The following is a 16,687-nucleotide window of genomic DNA, read 5'->3' on the forward strand; positions in this document are numbered from 1 at the left end:
ATAAGTGTTATAAAAAAAGATTGATCATAAAAACGGGATTTTCTAAATCAAAAAATAACTTAAAAAATAAATCAAACTAAATGAAGATTGGCGTTGATTGTAGACTAGTAAATAAGAATCATAATACAGGAATTTCTAGATATACTGAATTTCTAATTGAATATTATATTTCTCAATATGGTAGTGAAAATATTTTGTTAATAACAAATGATATAAAGTTTGCTTACAGTGATTGCAATGTGATTTTTACGAAATTAAAGCCATTTAATTTATTTCATTTTTTTTATTACCCAAATTTTATAAAGAATCATAATTTAGAACTCTTACATATCCCATTTTATTCAGGTTTAGTTTATAAAATTAAAAACGTTAAGAATATTGTTACAGTTCACGATTTAATGTTCCATTTTGTAGATAATTTTTTTGGTAAAAATGTAATATTAAATAAAATGAAGATTTTTTATTTTAATTATATTGTTAAAAAATCGCTGATGAATGCTGATGTTATTGTAAGTGTTTCTGAAACAACGCGTAAGGATGTGTTTAATTATTATGGATACGATTCAATACATATACCTGAAGATTCTGAAATAGTACAATTAGAAGATTATTCTATTTTAGAAAAATATAATTTAAAAGATAAAGGTTTTTATTTTTATTGTGGTAATAACAGGCCACATAAAAACATCAATTTTATTATTGATATATTTATCAATAACTCGAATCTTCCCCCTCTCGTTTTAGCAGGTAAAGGGCATGAAAATTTTAAAAATGTGATTGCAACAGGAATTATTACTGATGCAGAGCTCAGTGCATTATACAAATCCGCAATTGCATTTGTTTTTCCTTCAAAATATGAAGGTTTTGGTTTGCCTGTCCTTGAATCATTACGCTCCGGTACCTTTGTAATCGCATCTAAGATTCCTGCTTTTATGGAGTTTAAGACTAAAAATATTTTTTTCTTTGAATTAGACGATGAAGAAGAGTTTTTGAAAGCAATTAAGGACACTTTGTCAAATGATTTTATTTTCGACAAACCGTTTTTGGATTATTATGATAAAGAAATGATTTATGAATCGAATAATACAATGATTGCAAATCTGTTTAATTAATTTAATTACATTTTGAATAAAGAAATAAGCTCCTCTATCGTCCTATATAACAGCGATGAAAAAATTCTGGAAGATGCAATTGCATCTTTTCTCAATATGAATTTAAATGTTAAGTTATACCTTATAGATAATTCACCGACAGATATTTTAAAAACTTTAAAAAAAGATTCGAGAACAATTTATATCCATAATCCATCAAATCCAGGTTTCGGAGCATCTCATAATATTGCTATTCAAAAATCAGTAAATGAAGGAATAAAATATCACTTTATAATTAATCCTGATATTTACTTTGATCAGGATGTTGTCTTGCCAATGATTAGCTATATGGTGAAAGATTCATCAATTGGAATGATGATGCCACAAATATTAAACTTAGATGGAACTATTCAAAATTTGCCAAAATTATTACCTAGTCCATTCAGTATATTATGGAGGAAGTTAAAAAAGCCAGCCAGATCTTATGAAAAGTTTATTAATCAATATGAATTAAGGCAAGTGCCAAAAGACATGATTTATCACGCTCCAGTACTTTCAGGATGTTTTACATTATTAAATTTAGAAGCTATTAAAAAGGTTGGGATGTATGATGATAAATTTTTCATGTATTTTGAAGATTGGGATTTATCAAGAAGAATGCATCAACATTATAAAACGATATATTTTCCATTAGTTTCAGTCTATCATGGTTATGATTCTGGAGCTAATAAAAGCAGTAAATTATTCAGGATTTTCATAAATTCAGCGATAACTTATTTTAATAAATGGGGATGGTTTTTCGATACTGAAAGAAAGAAGATTAATAAGGAAGCACTAGCTCAATTTAAATAAATGAAAGTAAAGATTACAGGCTCATCTGGATTTGTTGGTGAAAATCTCTCTAATTATTTGTCAAATCTTAGTTTTTCAATTGATAAAATTTCTTTGCGTAATTTAAATTGGAAAAATGATATTAATGCCGATGCAATTATTCATCTTGCAGGAAAAGCACATGATACAAAAAACTCAAGTGATGCCTCAGAATATTTTAAAGTCAACACCGATTTAACTAAGGAATTATTTGATGCTTTTTTAGAAAGTGATATTAAAGACTTTATTTATTTCAGTAGTGTAAAAGCAGTTGCAGATGATGTGTCTGAGATTTTATATGAAGACGTTAAACCAAATCCTAAAACCCCTTACGGAGAATCTAAACTAAAAGCAGAGGAATATATCTTATCAAAAGCAATTCCAGAAGGAAAGAGAGTTTTTATAATAAGACCATGTATGATTCATGGTCCTGGTAATAAAGGAAATCTAAATTTACTTTATAATGTTGTAAAAAAAAGAATTCCTTATCCTTTAGCAGCTTTTAAAAACCAAAGATCATTTTTAGGAATTGATAATCTTAATTTTATGATTAAAGAAATTCTTGAAAATAAAGACATTATTTCAGGAGTTTATAATTTTGCAGATGATGAGGTTTTATCAACAAATGAATTAGTTCAAATAATTGCATCGGTTTCAAATAAGAAAAACTTATCAATTGCAATTCCACAACAAATAATAAATGGAATTGCTAAAATTGGTGATTTAATAAAACTTCCCTTGAATTCTGAGACAGTACAAAAGCTAACCGAAAACTATAGAGTTTCAAATCAAAAAATTAAAACTGCAATGGGGATTAATAGCCTTCCTAACACTGCTCAACAAGGATTAGAAAAAACAATAAAAAGCTTCATAAAATAAACAATGCAATACACGATACTTGGAATTCTTTTAATGATTTTGATGTTACTTTATTTTAGAGTTGCCAATCATTTTAATATTATTGATAAACCAAACGAAAGAAGCTCCCATACCGAAATTACGTTAAGAGGTGGTGGAATAATTTTTTGGTTTTCTTCCTTAATATATTTTATACAACATCTTGAAAATAATTACTTTTTCTTTATCGGAATTACATTAGTTAGTTTAGTTAGTTTTTGGGATGATATTCAAAGTTTATCTAACAAAATTAGAATTTCAGTTCATTTTTTAGCCATTACGCTAATTTTCTATGATCTTGGAGTTTTTGATATAATGCCAGTGTATGGAATTATAATTACTTACATTCTGGCTATAGGGTTAATTAATGCTTATAACTTTATGGATGGTATTAACGGAATAACCGGTTTGTATACTCTTGCAGTTATGGGCTCATTATTATACGTTAATAAAAATATTCAATTTTTTATTGATGCTGTTTTTATAAAGTATGCAATGATTGCCAGTTTGGTTTTTCTGTTTTTTAATTATAGAAAAAAAGCAAAATGTTTTGCAGGTGATATTGGTAGTATTGCAATCGCCTTTTGGGTTATTTATTTGGTTTTGAAACTTATTCTGGTAACGAATTCAGTTATATGGCTTTTGTTTCTAGCTGTTTATGGAGTAGATGCTATTTGCACTATAATACATCGCTTGTATTTAAAACAGAATATCTTTCAGGCTCATCGTTTGCATTTATATCAGGTTTTAAGTAACGAATGTAAAATTCAACACAGATTGGTATCTCTATATTATGCTATTACGCAGGCAGGAGTTTCTGTGATAGTGGTGTTTCTATATCAAAAAGTGCAGGACTTATTATTATTTATTATCATAATCGTACCTCTGCTTTTAGTCTATACTTTGAAATTTTATTTGTTAAACAAAAGCAATTCAAAATTAAATTAATGATTCCTAAAATAATTCAAGGAGGGGATTTCTCAGATCATCGTGGAACTATTTCATTTGTAAATGATTTTAGTTTTAAGGATATTGAAAGGTTCTACATCATAAGTAATTCTGATGAAAACCCAATTCGTGCCTGGCAAGGACATAAATTAGATGCTAAAAATTTTTATTGTTTAAATGGATCTTTTAAAATTCATTTTGTTAAAATTGATAATTGGGAAAATCCCTCAAAGGATTTAATTGTTGAAACTATAATTGTTTCTGCTAGTGACAGCAAAATAGTTCATATACCTTCAGGTTATGCGAATGCTATAGAATCTTTAGAAAAAGATTCAAAACTAATTTCATTTTCCACTTTGCCACTGTCAAATGTTAGTGATGATGATGTTCGATTTGTTGCAGATTATTGGAAAATAAATGGATAAAAAAAGAATTTATTTATCTCTTTCTCAACAAAGTGGTTTTGAACAAGCATATGTTCAGGAAGCTCTGGAAACAAATTGGATAACATCTGGCGGACCATATGTTGATGAATTTGAGAATGTTTTAGAAAATTATCTCAAGAATGACTCGTCTATTACTGCTTTAAATTCGGGAACTTCGGCGATTCATTTGGCTTTAATTTTATTAGGAGTAAAATCAGGAGATGAGGTTATTTGCCAAAGTATGACTTTTTCAGCTTCAGCGAACCCTATTTTATATCAGGATGCGATTCCTGTTTTTGTTGATAGCGAATTAGAAACATGGAATATTTGTCCGGAAAGCCTTGAAATAGCGATCAAGGACAGAATTAAAAAAGGCAAAAAGCCTAAAGCAATTATTACAGTCCACTTATACGGGAGTCCTTATAAAATTGATGAGATACACGCTATTGCGGATAGATATCAAATTCCAATTATAGAAGACAGTGCTGAAGCTCTTGGAAGTTCATATAAAGGGAAAAGTTGTGGTACTTTTGGTACTTTCGGAATTCTTTCATTCAATGGTAATAAAATAATTACCACTTCTAGTGGAGGTGCATTGATTTCGAATTCTGTTGATTTAAAAGAAAAAGCAATTTTTTATGCTACTCAATCAAAAGATGAAGCCGTTCATTATCAGCATAGTGAAATTGGTTATAATTATAGAATGAGTAATATTTGCGCAGGAATAGGTCTTGGGCAGATTAAAATTTTAGATAAAAATGTGATTGCCCGAAGAGAAAATCATTCTTTTTACAAAGAAGTATTTAATAAATTAGAAGGTGTAAAACTTTTTAAAGTTATTAATGACGATTACACTTCAAATTATTGGCTAAGTACCATTTTAATAGAACCAAATAAAGAAAAAGGTATAGACGCAGAAAGTTTAAGAATAGCGTTCGAAAATCAAAATATTGAAACACGTCCATTGTGGAAACCAATGCACATGCAGCCAATTTTTGAAAAATATCCTTATTATGGAAATAAAATCGCTGAAGATTTATTTGAAAAAGGATTATGTTTGCCGTCAGGTTCAAATCTTACAATTGAAGATAAAAATAGAATTAAGGAAGTGATACAAACCTTTTTTAATTAAAATAAAAACAAAGAATTATATTTTAATATGAAAATCGAACAAACGTTTATAAAAGATTTAGTAGTTGTTGAGCCAACAGTTTTTGGGGATGAAAGAGGTTATTTTTTTGAGTCATACAGTAAAACTAAATTTGAAGATTTGGGAATTGATATAGATTTCGTGCAAGACAATCAATCTTTTTCTAAAAAAGGAACTTTAAGAGGTTTGCATTACCAAAATCCGCCTTTTGCACAAACAAAGTTAGTTCGTGTTCTTGAAGGTGAAATTATTGATGTTGCAGTAGATTTAAGAAAAGATTCGCCTACTTACGGAAAATCTTTTAGTATTTTACTATCGGCAGAAAATAAAAAGCAATTATTAGTTCCGCAAGGTTTTGCTCATGGATTTTCAGTTATTAGCGAGACAGCATCTGTAATGTATAAATGTGATCAGTTTTATAATAAAGCTTCTGAAGGTGGAATTAAGTTTGATGATCCCTCTTTAAATATTGATTGGGGAATGAATTTAGAAGAGGCAATCGTTTCTGAGAAAGACCAGATTCTTCCTTTTATTGACAATTGTAACAGCTTATTTTAATGAAGAGAATTCTTGTAACAGGAGCAAATGGACAGTTAGGATCTGAACTGGCTGTTTTGGCATCAGATTATTCGGAATACGAATGGATTTTTGCCGATAGAACTATAATCACTTTAGATAATTTAGAAGTTCTTCAAGATCAATTAGAAGAAATTAAGCCCAATATAATTTTTAATTGTGGTGCTTATACAGCAGTTGATAAAGCTGAAACAGAAAAAGAACTGGCTTTTGCTGTAAATCATCTGGCAGTAGAATTAATAGCAAAATATACTTTTAAGAATAATATTCGATTAATTCATATTTCTACAGATTATGTTTTTGATGGAACATCTTCAATCGCTTTAAATGAAGAGGAAGAAACAAATCCTGTAAACGTTTATGGAGCTAGTAAAAGAGCGGGTGAAATTGCTTGCTTAAAAGAAAATCCCAATTCAATTATTATACGAACTTCTTGGGTATATAGTACATTCGGAAATAATTTCGTTAAAACCATGCAACGCTTAATGCAAGAAAGAGAAAGTATTAATGTGGTTAATGATCAAATAGGCTCTCCTACATATGCTGCTGATTTAGCTCAGGCAATGATCACTATTTTAAAATCATCTAATTGGATTCCAGGGATTTATAATTATTCAAATGAAGGCGAAATAAGTTGGTACGAGTTTGCGTTGAGTATAAAGGAATTAGGAGGATATAGTTGTAATGTTGGGGGAATACCTTCAGTATCATACCCAACTCCTGCAAAGCGTCCGGAATTTTCATTATTAGATAAGAAAAAAATAAAAACTTTTTATAATTTAGATATTCCCAATTATAAGGAGAGTTTGCAAAAAATGTTTAAATAATAAAAGATATTGATTTTAGTTTCGGTAAGAAAGAATCTAAAAATCTAAAAATAAGATTTATGAAAGGAATTATTTTAGCTGGAGGTTCTGGCACTCGTTTACATCCGTTGACTCTTGCCATGAGCAAGCAAATGATGCCGGTTTATGATAAACCAATGATTTATTATCCGTTGTCAACTTTAATGATGTCTGGTATAAACGAAATATTAATTATATCAACACCACATGACCTGCCAAATTTTAAAAAATTACTAGGAGATGGTTCCAGTTTGGGTTGTAAGTTTAGTTATGCAGAACAAGCAATTCCTAATGGTTTGGCTCAGGCATTTGTTATTGGAGAAGAATTTATAGGTAATGATGACGTAGCTTTAATATTAGGAGACAATATATTTTTCGGTTCTAATATGCAAGAGCTTTTAAAATCAAATACAAAACCAAATGGTGGAGTAGTTTTTGCTTATCATGTTTCAGATCCTGAGCGATATGGAGTAGTGGAGTTTGATGAAAATTATAAAGCAATTTCTATTGAAGAAAAACCACTTGAGCCTAAATCCAGTTATGCGGTTCCGGGTTTGTATTTCTACGATAATTCTGTTGTAGAAATTGCAAAAAATATAAAGCCAAGTGCCCGAGGAGAATATGAAATTACGGATGTCAATAAGGTTTATCTTGAAAAAGAATCCTTAAAGGTTGGAATTTTAAGCAGAGGTACAGCATGGTTGGATACAGGAACTTTTAATAGTTTGATGCAAGCAGGACAATTTGTTCAGGTACTTGAAGAAAGACAAGGATTAAAAGTAGGCTGTATTGAAGAGATTGCCTGGAGACAAGGATTTATAAATGACTCCCAACTTGAAGAACTTGCTTTACCATTGCTTAAATCAGGTTATGGAACTTATTTGATAGAATTTTTAAAACAAAAGAAAAAAGGCGTTAAAATCTAATTTACAGTAAGAATTAATTTTTTAAAACCTTTAATTTGTACTTTTGTAAGTTATGTGTAGTTTACAAAATCAAACAAAACCAAATTGGATACAGATAAACAAACTAAAATAGCCTCTTTGTTGCATAATTTCTTCTCGCCAAGGAATCTAAGAAGCAGTATTAATAATCTTAGCTATTTGCCTAGATGGATCATTATTGCTATAGACGTAATGGTATTGATTTTTTCGTTTACTTTTACTTATATGCTTTTTGAAGGAACAGCATTAGGATATATAATTACCTCGCATCAGTTTTATTTTGTTTCAAGTCTAATTACTATAAATGTCTTTTTCTTTTGGCTCTTTAGAACTTATTCCGGTATTATCCGACACTCTTCTTATATTGATGCCATAAAACTGTTATTTTCTCAAATGTCAGTTTTAGTGTTTTTCTTATTTTTCAATTTAGTTTTTGAATTATATACAGGACATAAAGCATTTTTAAACACTGCCCTTTTTATCAATTTAGTCTTGTCATTTTGTGGTTTGTTTTTATATCGCGTGATAGTAAAACAAACCTTCGAATTATATTTTTCAGAAAAAACCAATTCTAAATTAATTAGAACAGTAATTTACGGAACTGATGCTAATGCGATTTCAGTGGCTAATGCATTAAAATTTGAGACACCTTCGAGATTTAAAATTGTTGGATTTGTAGATAAAAATAATCAGAATGCATCTAAAAGAATGTTAGATTTGCCAATTTTGATTTTAAGAAAAAAATTACCCGCTTTAATGCGTTCTGTAGCAGCAGAAGGCGTAATTATTGCTGATAAAAGTTTGTCTAAAGAAGAACAATTAATTATAGTAGACCAATGTTTAGAATTCAATTACAGAGTATATACTGTACCATTGATTTCAGACTGGGAAAATCAAAAAGAAATATCTCAAAAAGTAAAGAATATTCAGATTGAAGATTTATTAGAAAGAAAACCTATAGTTCTGGATAGTAAATCAATTTCAAAACAATTAAAAGATAAAACGATTCTTATTACAGGAGCAGCGGGATCAATTGGGAGTGAAATAGTAAGACAGGTATTAGGCTTTAATCCTAAAATGGTCATCATTTTAGATCATGCCGAAACGCCACTTCATAATCTTTGCCTAGAAACATTAACCTTAGGTTCTGAAACAAAAATTGTAGCTGTAATCGCAGATGTAAGAAGCAAAAAAGCATTAGATAAAGTTTTTAAAAATTACAGCCCACATGTTGTTTTTCATGCGGCAGCTTACAAACATGTTCCTTTGATGGAAGAAAATCCGTCACAAGCAATTCAGACTAATATTAAAGGAACTAAAAACCTGGCTGATTTATCCTGCAAGTACCATGTCAAAAAATTTGTTATGGTATCAACAGATAAAGCTGTTAACCCAAGTAATGTAATGGGAGCCAGTAAAAGAATAGCAGAGAAATATGTTCAATCTTTATTTTTAAAAAATCAGAGAGAAAATGTTGATGGAGCTACCAAATTTATTACAACTCGCTTTGGAAATGTTTTAGGATCAAATGGATCAGTAGTTCCTTTGTTTACCAAACAAATTGCAGAAGGCGGACCGGTTACAATCACTCATCAGGATATTATTCGTTATTTTATGACTATTCCTGAAGCTTGTCAATTAGTTCTCGAAGCAGGTGCAATGGGTAATGGCGGTGAAATTTATATATTTGATATGGGTAAACCAGTTAAGATAATAGATTTGGCAAAAAAAATGATCAAACTTGCAGGTTTTATTCCTGATAAAGAGATCAAGATAAAAATTGTGGGACTACGACCTGGAGAAAAATTATATGAAGAATTATTAAATGATACTTCTAAAACGTTACCGACATATCATAACAAAATCATGATCGCTCAGGAAATACAAGACGAGTATGAAAATTTACATATCGAAATTGATGAGCTTATAGGGATCGCTGATTTTTATGACAATGACGATATTGTAACTAAAATGAAAAAAATTGTTCCGGAGTTCAAAAGTATGAATTCGGCTTTTGAAGTCTTAGACAAGTAGTTTCGTATAATAGATGGAATTTTATTCTAAATAATATTAAAAGGTGTTTTTTTAAAACGCCTTTTTGCTTTCTGGATAATTTATAAACGAATAAAAATCTTGTTAATTACGTGAAAATGCAAGAATATAATCATTACAATTTAATTGTAATTAAATAAAATGAACGACAACAATACCCCCAATGATTGGTTGTTTGAGATAACACCTAAAAATAAATTCTTCTCGTTAAATTTAAAGGAAGTGTGGCAATATAGAGATTTGCTATTTCTTTTTGTAAAGCGAGATGTAATAACAGTTTACAAACAAACTGTTTTAGGACCGCTTTGGTATCTTATTCAGCCCCTATTTACCTCAGTAACATTTACAATAATATTTAATAATGTTGCAGGTATTGATACCGGAACAGTTCCGCCATTCTTATTTAATCTGGCTGGAATAACAGTGTGGAGTTATTTTACAGCCTGTTTAACGGGTACATCAGATACTTTTAAGGTCAATGCAGCAATTTTTGGTAAAGTATATTTTCCCAGAATTATAACACCTTTATCTGTTGTGATTTCAAATTTGATAAAATTCGGAATTCAATTCTTGATTTTTATTGCCTTTTATTTTTTTTATTATTTTAGCGGAAGTAATCTAACAATTAATAGTACATTGATCTTATTTCCTGTTTTAATTGCATTTATGGGAATTTTAGGATTAGGATTAGGCATGTTTATCTCTTCTTTAGTCACAAAATATAGAGATTTTACGTATTTAGTTAGTTTTGGGATACAACTATTGATGTACCTGTCAGCAGTAATGTATCCAATGGAATTAATTAAGAAAAAATTGCCGGAATTTGGTTGGATTGTAGAATACAATCCGCTTGCATATATTATTGAAACAGCCCGTTATATGCTTCTTGATATTGGAGAAATTTCACTTTTAGGATTAATTTATACCTTCACCATAACTATAGCTGTATTTTTTATAGGCCTTTTGTTTTTTAATAAAACTGAAAAGAGTTTCATAGACACCGTTTAGAAGAAATAGTTGGGAGTTAAAAAAATATAATTACAATTGAAATTGGAAAAGGATATTATACTAAAAGCCGAAAACATCTCTAAACAATATCGTTTAGGACAAGTAGGAACTGGAACTTTAAGCCATGATTTAAATCGTTGGTGGCATCAAATACGTGGTAAAGAAAATCCTTATTTAAAAATTGGGGATACAAATGATCGTTCGACAAAAGGTGATTCAGATTATGTTTGGGCTTTACAAGACATTAATTTCGAAGTACAAAGAGGAGAAGTTCTGGGCATTATTGGCAAAAATGGAGCTGGAAAATCAACACTTCTAAAAATACTTTCAAAAGTAACAGCGCCAACTACCGGTAGTATAAAATCCCGTGGTCGAATTGCTTCACTACTTGAAGTGGGTACAGGATTTAATGGAGAAATGACAGGCCGTGAGAATGTTTTTTTGAATGGTGCTATTTTAGGAATGACCAAAAAAGAAATAACATCAAAACTGAATGAAATTATTGAGTTTTCTGGTTGTGAAAGATATATTGATACTCCCGTAAAAAGATATAGTTCAGGAATGACTGTTCGTTTAGCTTTTGCAGTAGCAGCTTTTTTAGAACCTGAAATTTTGGTTGTAGATGAGGTTTTAGCAGTTGGAGATGCAGAGTTTCAGAAAAAAGCTATCGGAAAAATGCAGGATATCTCTAAAGGGCAAGGGAGAACTGTTTTATTTGTGAGCCATAATATGGCAGCGGTAAAAAGTTTGTGTACCAGAGGAATTGTACTTGAAAATGGTAAAATTAAATTTACAGGTAATATCGATGAGTCATTAGATGTGTATTCAGATAATGCGAATTCTACAGAACATAGTGTTGTTTTTGATTCAGATACAAAGCGACTAGGTACTGGAAATATACAATTTATTTCGGCAGAGATCAGTGACCAGTTCGAGAAATTAAAGTACGAGTTTTCTATTGGTGATGATTTAAATATTAAATTCAAATTAAAAAATAACACCAACGAAGCTAAATCTGAAGTTGGAATTCAAATAAAGTCTTCTGATGAAATGCCCATATTTCACATTATGGGAAGAGATTCAAATTTTGAATTAAATCATATAACAGAACAGGAAGAGTACATCGTGAGTATAAAAGATATAAGACTTTTTCCGGGTATATATACGATAAGTTTAACCAGTAATACTACAACAGGGCATCAAATATTTGACAGTATTGAAAATGCATTGTCTTTTCAAATTATGGACGGAGGTAAATATACAATAAGAAATTTACCAAGAGCAGCAGGTCTTTTCTTTTTAAATCCAGAATGGAAAAAATTGTAAGTATAAATATGAACTAGAAATTTCTTACATTACAAACTGCTGTTTACTTGTTTACTGAAGTTTTTTTAGAATTATATTAGAAAAATAACATGAATCTTTACGATGTATAAAATTAAATTAATATTTCCATATCCAAATTATCCAATCGCGCGTCAAGTACCAAATTGGCTTCCTAATTGGGGGAATTTTTTTCCGGTAAAATGGGGAGATTTTCAATTTTTTATAAATGATAATACTACAGACTATGATTTTCTTATCGTATTTAATTTTTTAATTAATGAAGAGATATGTAATTGCCCCATAGAAAACAGAATTTTTCTGACAGCTGAGCCCTCTGTCATTCAAAAATATAGTACTGAGTTTTTATCGCAATTTGGACATGTTATTACATGTCAAAGAGATTTGAACCACAAAAATAAAGTCTATTTTCACCAAGGACATAATTGGTTTGTTGGGAAAAATTATGATGAATTGATTAATAATTTATTAATAGAAAAAACTAAACCATTATCAATAGTAGTATCAAATAAGCAATTTACAGATGGACATAAAAAGAGATTTGATTTTGTAATGAGTTTGAAAGATCATTTTAAATCAGATCTAGATTTATTTGGAAGAGGAATTAATGATTTTGAAGATAAATGGGATGTTTTGGCTCCATATAAATATTCAATAGCGATTGAGAACTATGTTTGTGACGATTGGATTACTGAAAAAATTTATGATTGTTATTTAGCCCATACTTTCCCAATATATTATGGATGTCCAAATATTGAAAAGTATTTTGATAGTAATTCATACGAATTAATAGATATTGAAAACACGAATAAATCGATAAAAATTATAGAAAATATTTTATCTCAAAATAATTTTTATGAAGAGCATTTAGAAGAAATTATAAAAGCTAAACTTCATTATTTAAATAATCTAAATATATTTCCACTTGTATGTAATTATATTATAGAAAAAAAACTTTCAAAAACTCATTTAAAAACACCTATTAGAATTCATCCTGAAGTAGTATATAATAAAAACTCAAAAACTACTTTTTTTAAAATAAAAAATAAAATAAAAAATGCGATCAAGTTTTAAAAATAAAATAAAAATGAAAATTGCAAATATTTTATTAAAAGACATATTTGCAGAAAATTATAAATTTAAATATTGTCATAAATCAGTTTCAATAAAGTATAACTGTTCAATTTTAAATTCAGAAAAAATAAGTTTATCAAAAAACGTGAAATTAAATTATGGAGTAGTTTTACAGCCTGGGTATTGGGAAATCTCAGTTGGGGAAAATTCTATAATAAATCACTATAGCTGCTTATATGGTGATATTAAAATTGGCTCAAATGTTATGATAGCTCCTCACGTTATGCTTGCTGGAGGATATCATAATACTTCAAGAATAGACATTCCAATTATGTTGCAAGGCGATGGTTCTAAGGGACCTATTGTTATTGAAGATGATGTTTGGATTGGTGCCAATTGTGTTATTATGGATGGTGTAACCATTGGAAAAGGATCTGTAATTGGTGCAGGATCAGTAGTAACAAAAGATATCCAACCCTATAAAATTGCTTTTGGAAATCCAGCAAAAATATTTAAAAGTAGAATCTAATGGTTAACAATATAAATAAAGACGCTAAAATATATATTACAGGTCATACAGGGATGCTGGGTTCTATAACTTTAAATTTTTTTAAAGAAAACGGTTATTCTAATATTATAACAACAACACATAAAACTTTAGATTTAATAAATCAGCAACAAGTTGATGATTTTTTTGATAGAGAAAGACCAGAATATGTAATTCATATTGCAGCAAAAGTTGGTGGTATTAAAGCAAACATTGATAATCCAGCAATTTTCTTGTATGATAACCTGATGATGCAATCTAATATCATCAATTCTTCATATAAACATGGTGTAAAAAAGTTTGTATTTATTGCAAGTTCATGTATTTATCCTGCAGCTTCACCACAACCAATGAAAGAAGAATATCTTTTAGACGGGAAACTGGAACCAACAAATGAAGGATATGCAGTTGCAAAAATTGCTGGAATTAAATTACTAGAAACCTACAATAAACAATATGGTTTTAACGGAATTAGTTTAATTCCAAGTAATTTATACGGCCCTAATGATACTTTTGATCTAAATCATGCCCATGTTTTGTCATCATTAGTAAAAAGATTTGTAGATGCTAAAAATGATAATGCTGCATCCCTGACTTTATGGGGGACAGGAATTGCAAGAAGAGAATTTTTGCATGTAGAAGATTTTTCTAAAGCAATTTTATATTTTTTCGAAAATTATAATTCTCCGGATTTTATAAATGTTGGTCCTGGAACTGACATTAGTATAAAAGAATTAGCGGAGTTAATTTCGTCTAAAGTAAAATATTCCGGAGAGATTTTGTGGGATGAATCCAAACCAAATGGTATGCTAAAAAAATGCATGGACGTATCTAATATGTTAAATGAAGGGTTTAAACCTAATAAAACATTAGAAACAGGAATTGAAGAGGTAATAAAAAGTTATAAAAATAAGCAGTAATGAAAATACCCTTAATGCGAAAAGCATTTCTTAAAGAAGAACAAACTAAAAAAGCTTTGGCTGATTTTATTCTTACCGCAGACAGATTAAGTATGGATATTGAGTGCAAAAAATTCGAAGATAAATTTGCTCAGTATCAAAAGTCTAAACATGCTGTATTGTTTAATAGTGGCGGTAGTGCAAACTTAGCCATGTTGCAGGCATTAAAAAATTTAGGAAAATTAAAAGATGGTGATAAAGTGGCTTTTTCAGCCTTAACATGGTCTACTAATACAATGCCAATTATTCAGTTAGGTATGGTTCCTGTTGCACTCGATTGTGAACCTGACACATTGAATACAATGTCGTATCATCTTTTGGAAAGATTGAAAACAACAGATTTACAGGCTTTATTTATAACAAATATTCTTGGTTTTACAGGAGATATAAATGCTATAAAACAAATTTGTAATGATAGGAATATTATTTTAATAGAAGATAATTGTGAATCATTAGGAACCGAATTACCGGAAGGAATTACCGGTAATTTTGGAATTGGAGGCAGCTTTTCTTTTTTTGTTGCACATCATATGTCAACGATAGAAGGAGGAATGGTTTGCACAAGTGATGATGATTTTGCCGAAATGCTTAGAATTGTAAGAGCCAACGGATGGGATAGAAACCTTACTGCTGAACAACAGGAAAAATGGAGAGGAAAATTCGATATTCAGTCAGAATTTCAAGCCAAATATACGTTCTATGATTTAGGATATAATTTTAGACCTACTGAAATTACCGGTTTCCTAGGGCAATACCAAATGCAGTTTTTAGAAGAAAATATTAGTAAGAGAGAACAAAATTATTTGCGAATAGAAAATATTATAAAAGACAATTCAGATTTTGTTTATCTAAAACACAATCATATAAACAGATTGTCTACGTTCGCTTTTCCGTTTGTTTGTAAAACGCCGGAACTAAGAAAACATTATCTGGATAAATTTACTCAGGCCGGTGTTGAAATCAGACCTATGATTGCCGGAAATATGCAAGAGCAGCCATTTTATAAAAAATATGTAAAAGACCTTTATAATATGCCCGGAGCGAATATGATGCATGCGAATGGTTTTTATTGCGGAAATTATCCTGAGCTTCTTGAAGAAGACTTATTGATTATCGAGAATTTATTAAAAAAATAATGATTGTAGTTGAGTTAATTGGAGGTTTAGGAAATCAGTTGTTTCAATATGCAACAGCCAAAGCTTTTGCTTTAGAAACAGAACACAAACTTTATATAGATGTCTCACAATTTAAAAGTTATAAATTGCACAACTATGCATTAAATCATTTTAATATTATTTCTAATGTCTATAACAAACCAAACAGATATTTTAAAAAAATAAAAAGTTTTTATAAAAAAAATACTTCCTATAAAGAAGTTGATTTTGGTTATAATCAGGATCTTTTTAATTTAAAAGGAGACGTTATATTTTTAGAAGGTTATTTTCAGTCAGAAAAATATTTTAAAAAATACGAAAAAGAAATACGGGAGGATTTTGAAATACGTACACCATTAAAGAAGATTACTACAGATACTATTGCAAAAATTGAAACTGTAAATTCTGTTTCAGTACATATTCGACGAGGAGATTATTTAAACAATCCTTTACACAATACAAGTAAAGAAGAATACTATAAGAAAGCTTTAGAAATAATAGAAGAAAAGATAACCAACCCTGTTTTTTTTGTTTTTTCTGATGATATAAAATGGGTCAAATCAAATTTCTCAACAAATCACGAAACAGTTTTTATTGACTTTAATGATGCTTCAACGAATTTTGAAGATTTAAAATTAATGGCTTCCTGTAAACATAATGTTATAGCAAATAGTAGTTTTAGCTGGTGGGGTGCATGGCTCAATAAAAATCAGAATAAAATTGTAATTGCTCCAAAACTTTGGTTTAATGACAATTCTATAAATACTAATGATATAATACCAACAAGTTGGCTTAAAATATAA

The 16,687-nt window shown here is 29.4% G+C and carries 17 protein-coding genes; all 17 read left to right on the forward strand.

Annotation, left to right across the window (positions count from 1 at the left end; all coding sequences use genetic code 11):
• Positions 1–80: 80 nt before the first annotated feature.
• The 17 genes from RC62_RS04770 (at position 81) to RC62_RS04850 (ending at position 16,687) form a co-directional block, all read left to right on the forward strand.
• On the forward strand, positions 81–1,112 hold the full coding sequence (locus RC62_RS04770; protein ID WP_055093127.1) for a glycosyltransferase family 4 protein: 1,032 nt from the start codon (positions 81–83) through the stop codon (positions 1,110–1,112).
• Positions 1,113–1,124: 12 nt separating this feature from the next.
• Complete coding sequence (locus tag RC62_RS04775) at positions 1,125–1,943, forward strand: glycosyltransferase (protein ID WP_055093129.1); 819 nt, start codon at positions 1,125–1,127, stop codon at positions 1,941–1,943.
• A complete protein-coding gene (locus RC62_RS04780; RefSeq protein ID WP_055093132.1) occupies positions 1,944–2,840 on the forward strand; it encodes an NAD-dependent epimerase/dehydratase family protein in 897 nt (298 codons plus the stop codon).
• 3 nt (positions 2,841–2,843) lie between these two features.
• On the forward strand, positions 2,844–3,806 hold the full coding sequence (locus RC62_RS04785; protein WP_055093134.1) for an MraY family glycosyltransferase: 963 nt from the start codon (positions 2,844–2,846) through the stop codon (positions 3,804–3,806).
• Positions 3,806–4,231 carry a WxcM-like domain-containing protein gene (locus tag RC62_RS04790; protein WP_055093136.1) on the forward strand — a complete coding sequence of 142 codons (426 nt, stop codon included), beginning with the start codon at positions 3,806–3,808 and terminating at the stop codon, positions 4,229–4,231. The genes RC62_RS04785 and RC62_RS04790 overlap by 1 nt, the downstream gene beginning before the upstream one ends.
• Positions 4,224–5,363 (forward strand): DegT/DnrJ/EryC1/StrS family aminotransferase, encoded by a 1,140-nt coding sequence (locus RC62_RS04795; protein ID WP_055093138.1) that lies wholly within the window; start codon positions 4,224–4,226, stop codon positions 5,361–5,363. The genes RC62_RS04790 and RC62_RS04795 overlap by 8 nt, the downstream gene beginning before the upstream one ends.
• A gap of 27 nt (positions 5,364–5,390) precedes the next feature.
• Positions 5,391–5,939, forward strand: coding sequence for a dTDP-4-dehydrorhamnose 3,5-epimerase (gene rfbC / locus RC62_RS04800; RefSeq protein ID WP_055093140.1), 549 nt, complete (start codon positions 5,391–5,393; stop codon positions 5,937–5,939).
• Entirely contained in the window at positions 5,939–6,784 is an 846-nt protein-coding gene (rfbD, locus tag RC62_RS04805) for a dTDP-4-dehydrorhamnose reductase (RefSeq protein ID WP_055093142.1), read from the forward strand. The genes rfbC and rfbD overlap by 1 nt, the downstream gene beginning before the upstream one ends.
• Before the next feature lie 59 nt (positions 6,785–6,843).
• Positions 6,844–7,728: a glucose-1-phosphate thymidylyltransferase RfbA gene (gene rfbA / locus RC62_RS04810; RefSeq protein ID WP_055093143.1), complete on the forward strand. Its 885-nt coding sequence runs from the start codon at positions 6,844–6,846 to the stop codon at positions 7,726–7,728.
• An 84-nt stretch (positions 7,729–7,812) separates the two neighbouring features.
• Positions 7,813–9,780, forward strand: coding sequence for a polysaccharide biosynthesis protein (locus tag RC62_RS04815; RefSeq protein ID WP_055093145.1), 1,968 nt, complete (start codon positions 7,813–7,815; stop codon positions 9,778–9,780).
• Positions 9,781–9,939: 159 nt separating this feature from the next.
• Positions 9,940–10,806, forward strand: a complete 867-nt coding sequence (locus RC62_RS04820; RefSeq protein WP_055093146.1) for an ABC transporter permease — start codon at positions 9,940–9,942, stop codon at positions 10,804–10,806.
• Positions 10,807–10,848: 42 nt separating this feature from the next.
• Positions 10,849–12,132, forward strand: a complete 1,284-nt coding sequence (locus tag RC62_RS04825; protein WP_055093148.1) for an ABC transporter ATP-binding protein — start codon at positions 10,849–10,851, stop codon at positions 12,130–12,132.
• A gap of 102 nt (positions 12,133–12,234) precedes the next feature.
• Positions 12,235–13,224, forward strand: a complete 990-nt coding sequence (locus RC62_RS04830) for a glycosyltransferase family 10 domain-containing protein (protein ID WP_055093151.1) — start codon at positions 12,235–12,237, stop codon at positions 13,222–13,224.
• Positions 13,225–13,237: 13 nt separating this feature from the next.
• Entirely contained in the window at positions 13,238–13,753 is a 516-nt protein-coding gene (locus RC62_RS04835; protein ID WP_167343846.1) for an acyltransferase, read from the forward strand.
• The gene (locus RC62_RS04840) at positions 13,753–14,691 is read left to right on the forward strand and encodes a GDP-L-fucose synthase family protein (protein WP_082421224.1); all 939 of its coding nucleotides are present in this window, start codon (positions 13,753–13,755) and stop codon (positions 14,689–14,691) included. Before RC62_RS04835 ends, RC62_RS04840 begins: the two co-directional genes overlap by 1 nt.
• Positions 14,691–15,866: a DegT/DnrJ/EryC1/StrS family aminotransferase gene (locus tag RC62_RS04845; RefSeq protein WP_245176784.1), complete on the forward strand. Its 1,176-nt coding sequence runs from the start codon at positions 14,691–14,693 to the stop codon at positions 15,864–15,866. Before RC62_RS04840 ends, RC62_RS04845 begins: the two co-directional genes overlap by 1 nt.
• Positions 15,866–16,687 (forward strand): alpha-1,2-fucosyltransferase, encoded by an 822-nt coding sequence (locus RC62_RS04850; RefSeq protein ID WP_055093155.1) that lies wholly within the window; start codon positions 15,866–15,868, stop codon positions 16,685–16,687. Before RC62_RS04845 ends, RC62_RS04850 begins: the two co-directional genes overlap by 1 nt.

It is taken from the genome of Flavobacterium aquidurense (assembly GCF_001404985.1).
GTDB classification, from domain to species: Bacteria; Bacteroidota; Bacteroidia; order Flavobacteriales; family Flavobacteriaceae; genus Flavobacterium; species Flavobacterium aquidurense_B.

Excerpts from the sequence above, each read along its gene's own strand:
- RC62_RS04820 (WP_055093146.1), top strand. The coding sequence starts at position 9,940 with ATGAACGACAACAATACCCCCAATGATTGGTTGTTTGAGATAACACCT.
- rfbD (WP_055093142.1), top strand. The coding sequence starts at position 5,939 with ATGAAGAGAATTCTTGTAACAGGAGCAAATGGACAGTTAGGATCTGAA.
- RC62_RS04840 (WP_082421224.1), top strand. The coding sequence starts at position 13,753 with ATGGTTAACAATATAAATAAAGACGCTAAAATATATATTACAGGTCAT.
- RC62_RS04780 (WP_055093132.1), top strand. The coding sequence starts at position 1,944 with ATGAAAGTAAAGATTACAGGCTCATCTGGATTTGTTGGTGAAAATCTC.
- rfbA (WP_055093143.1), top strand. The coding sequence starts at position 6,844 with ATGAAAGGAATTATTTTAGCTGGAGGTTCTGGCACTCGTTTACATCCG.
- RC62_RS04795 (WP_055093138.1), top strand. The coding sequence starts at position 4,224 with ATGGATAAAAAAAGAATTTATTTATCTCTTTCTCAACAAAGTGGTTTT.
- RC62_RS04770 (WP_055093127.1), top strand. The coding sequence starts at position 81 with ATGAAGATTGGCGTTGATTGTAGACTAGTAAATAAGAATCATAATACA.
- RC62_RS04845 (WP_245176784.1), top strand. The coding sequence starts at position 14,691 with ATGAAAATACCCTTAATGCGAAAAGCATTTCTTAAAGAAGAACAAACT.
- RC62_RS04785 (WP_055093134.1), top strand. The coding sequence starts at position 2,844 with ATGCAATACACGATACTTGGAATTCTTTTAATGATTTTGATGTTACTT.
- RC62_RS04835 (WP_167343846.1), top strand. The coding sequence starts at position 13,238 with ATGAAAATTGCAAATATTTTATTAAAAGACATATTTGCAGAAAATTAT.
- RC62_RS04830 (WP_055093151.1), top strand. The coding sequence starts at position 12,235 with ATGTATAAAATTAAATTAATATTTCCATATCCAAATTATCCAATCGCG.
- RC62_RS04790 (WP_055093136.1), top strand. The coding sequence starts at position 3,806 with ATGATTCCTAAAATAATTCAAGGAGGGGATTTCTCAGATCATCGTGGA.
- rfbC (WP_055093140.1), top strand. The coding sequence starts at position 5,391 with ATGAAAATCGAACAAACGTTTATAAAAGATTTAGTAGTTGTTGAGCCA.
- RC62_RS04850 (WP_055093155.1), top strand. The coding sequence starts at position 15,866 with ATGATTGTAGTTGAGTTAATTGGAGGTTTAGGAAATCAGTTGTTTCAA.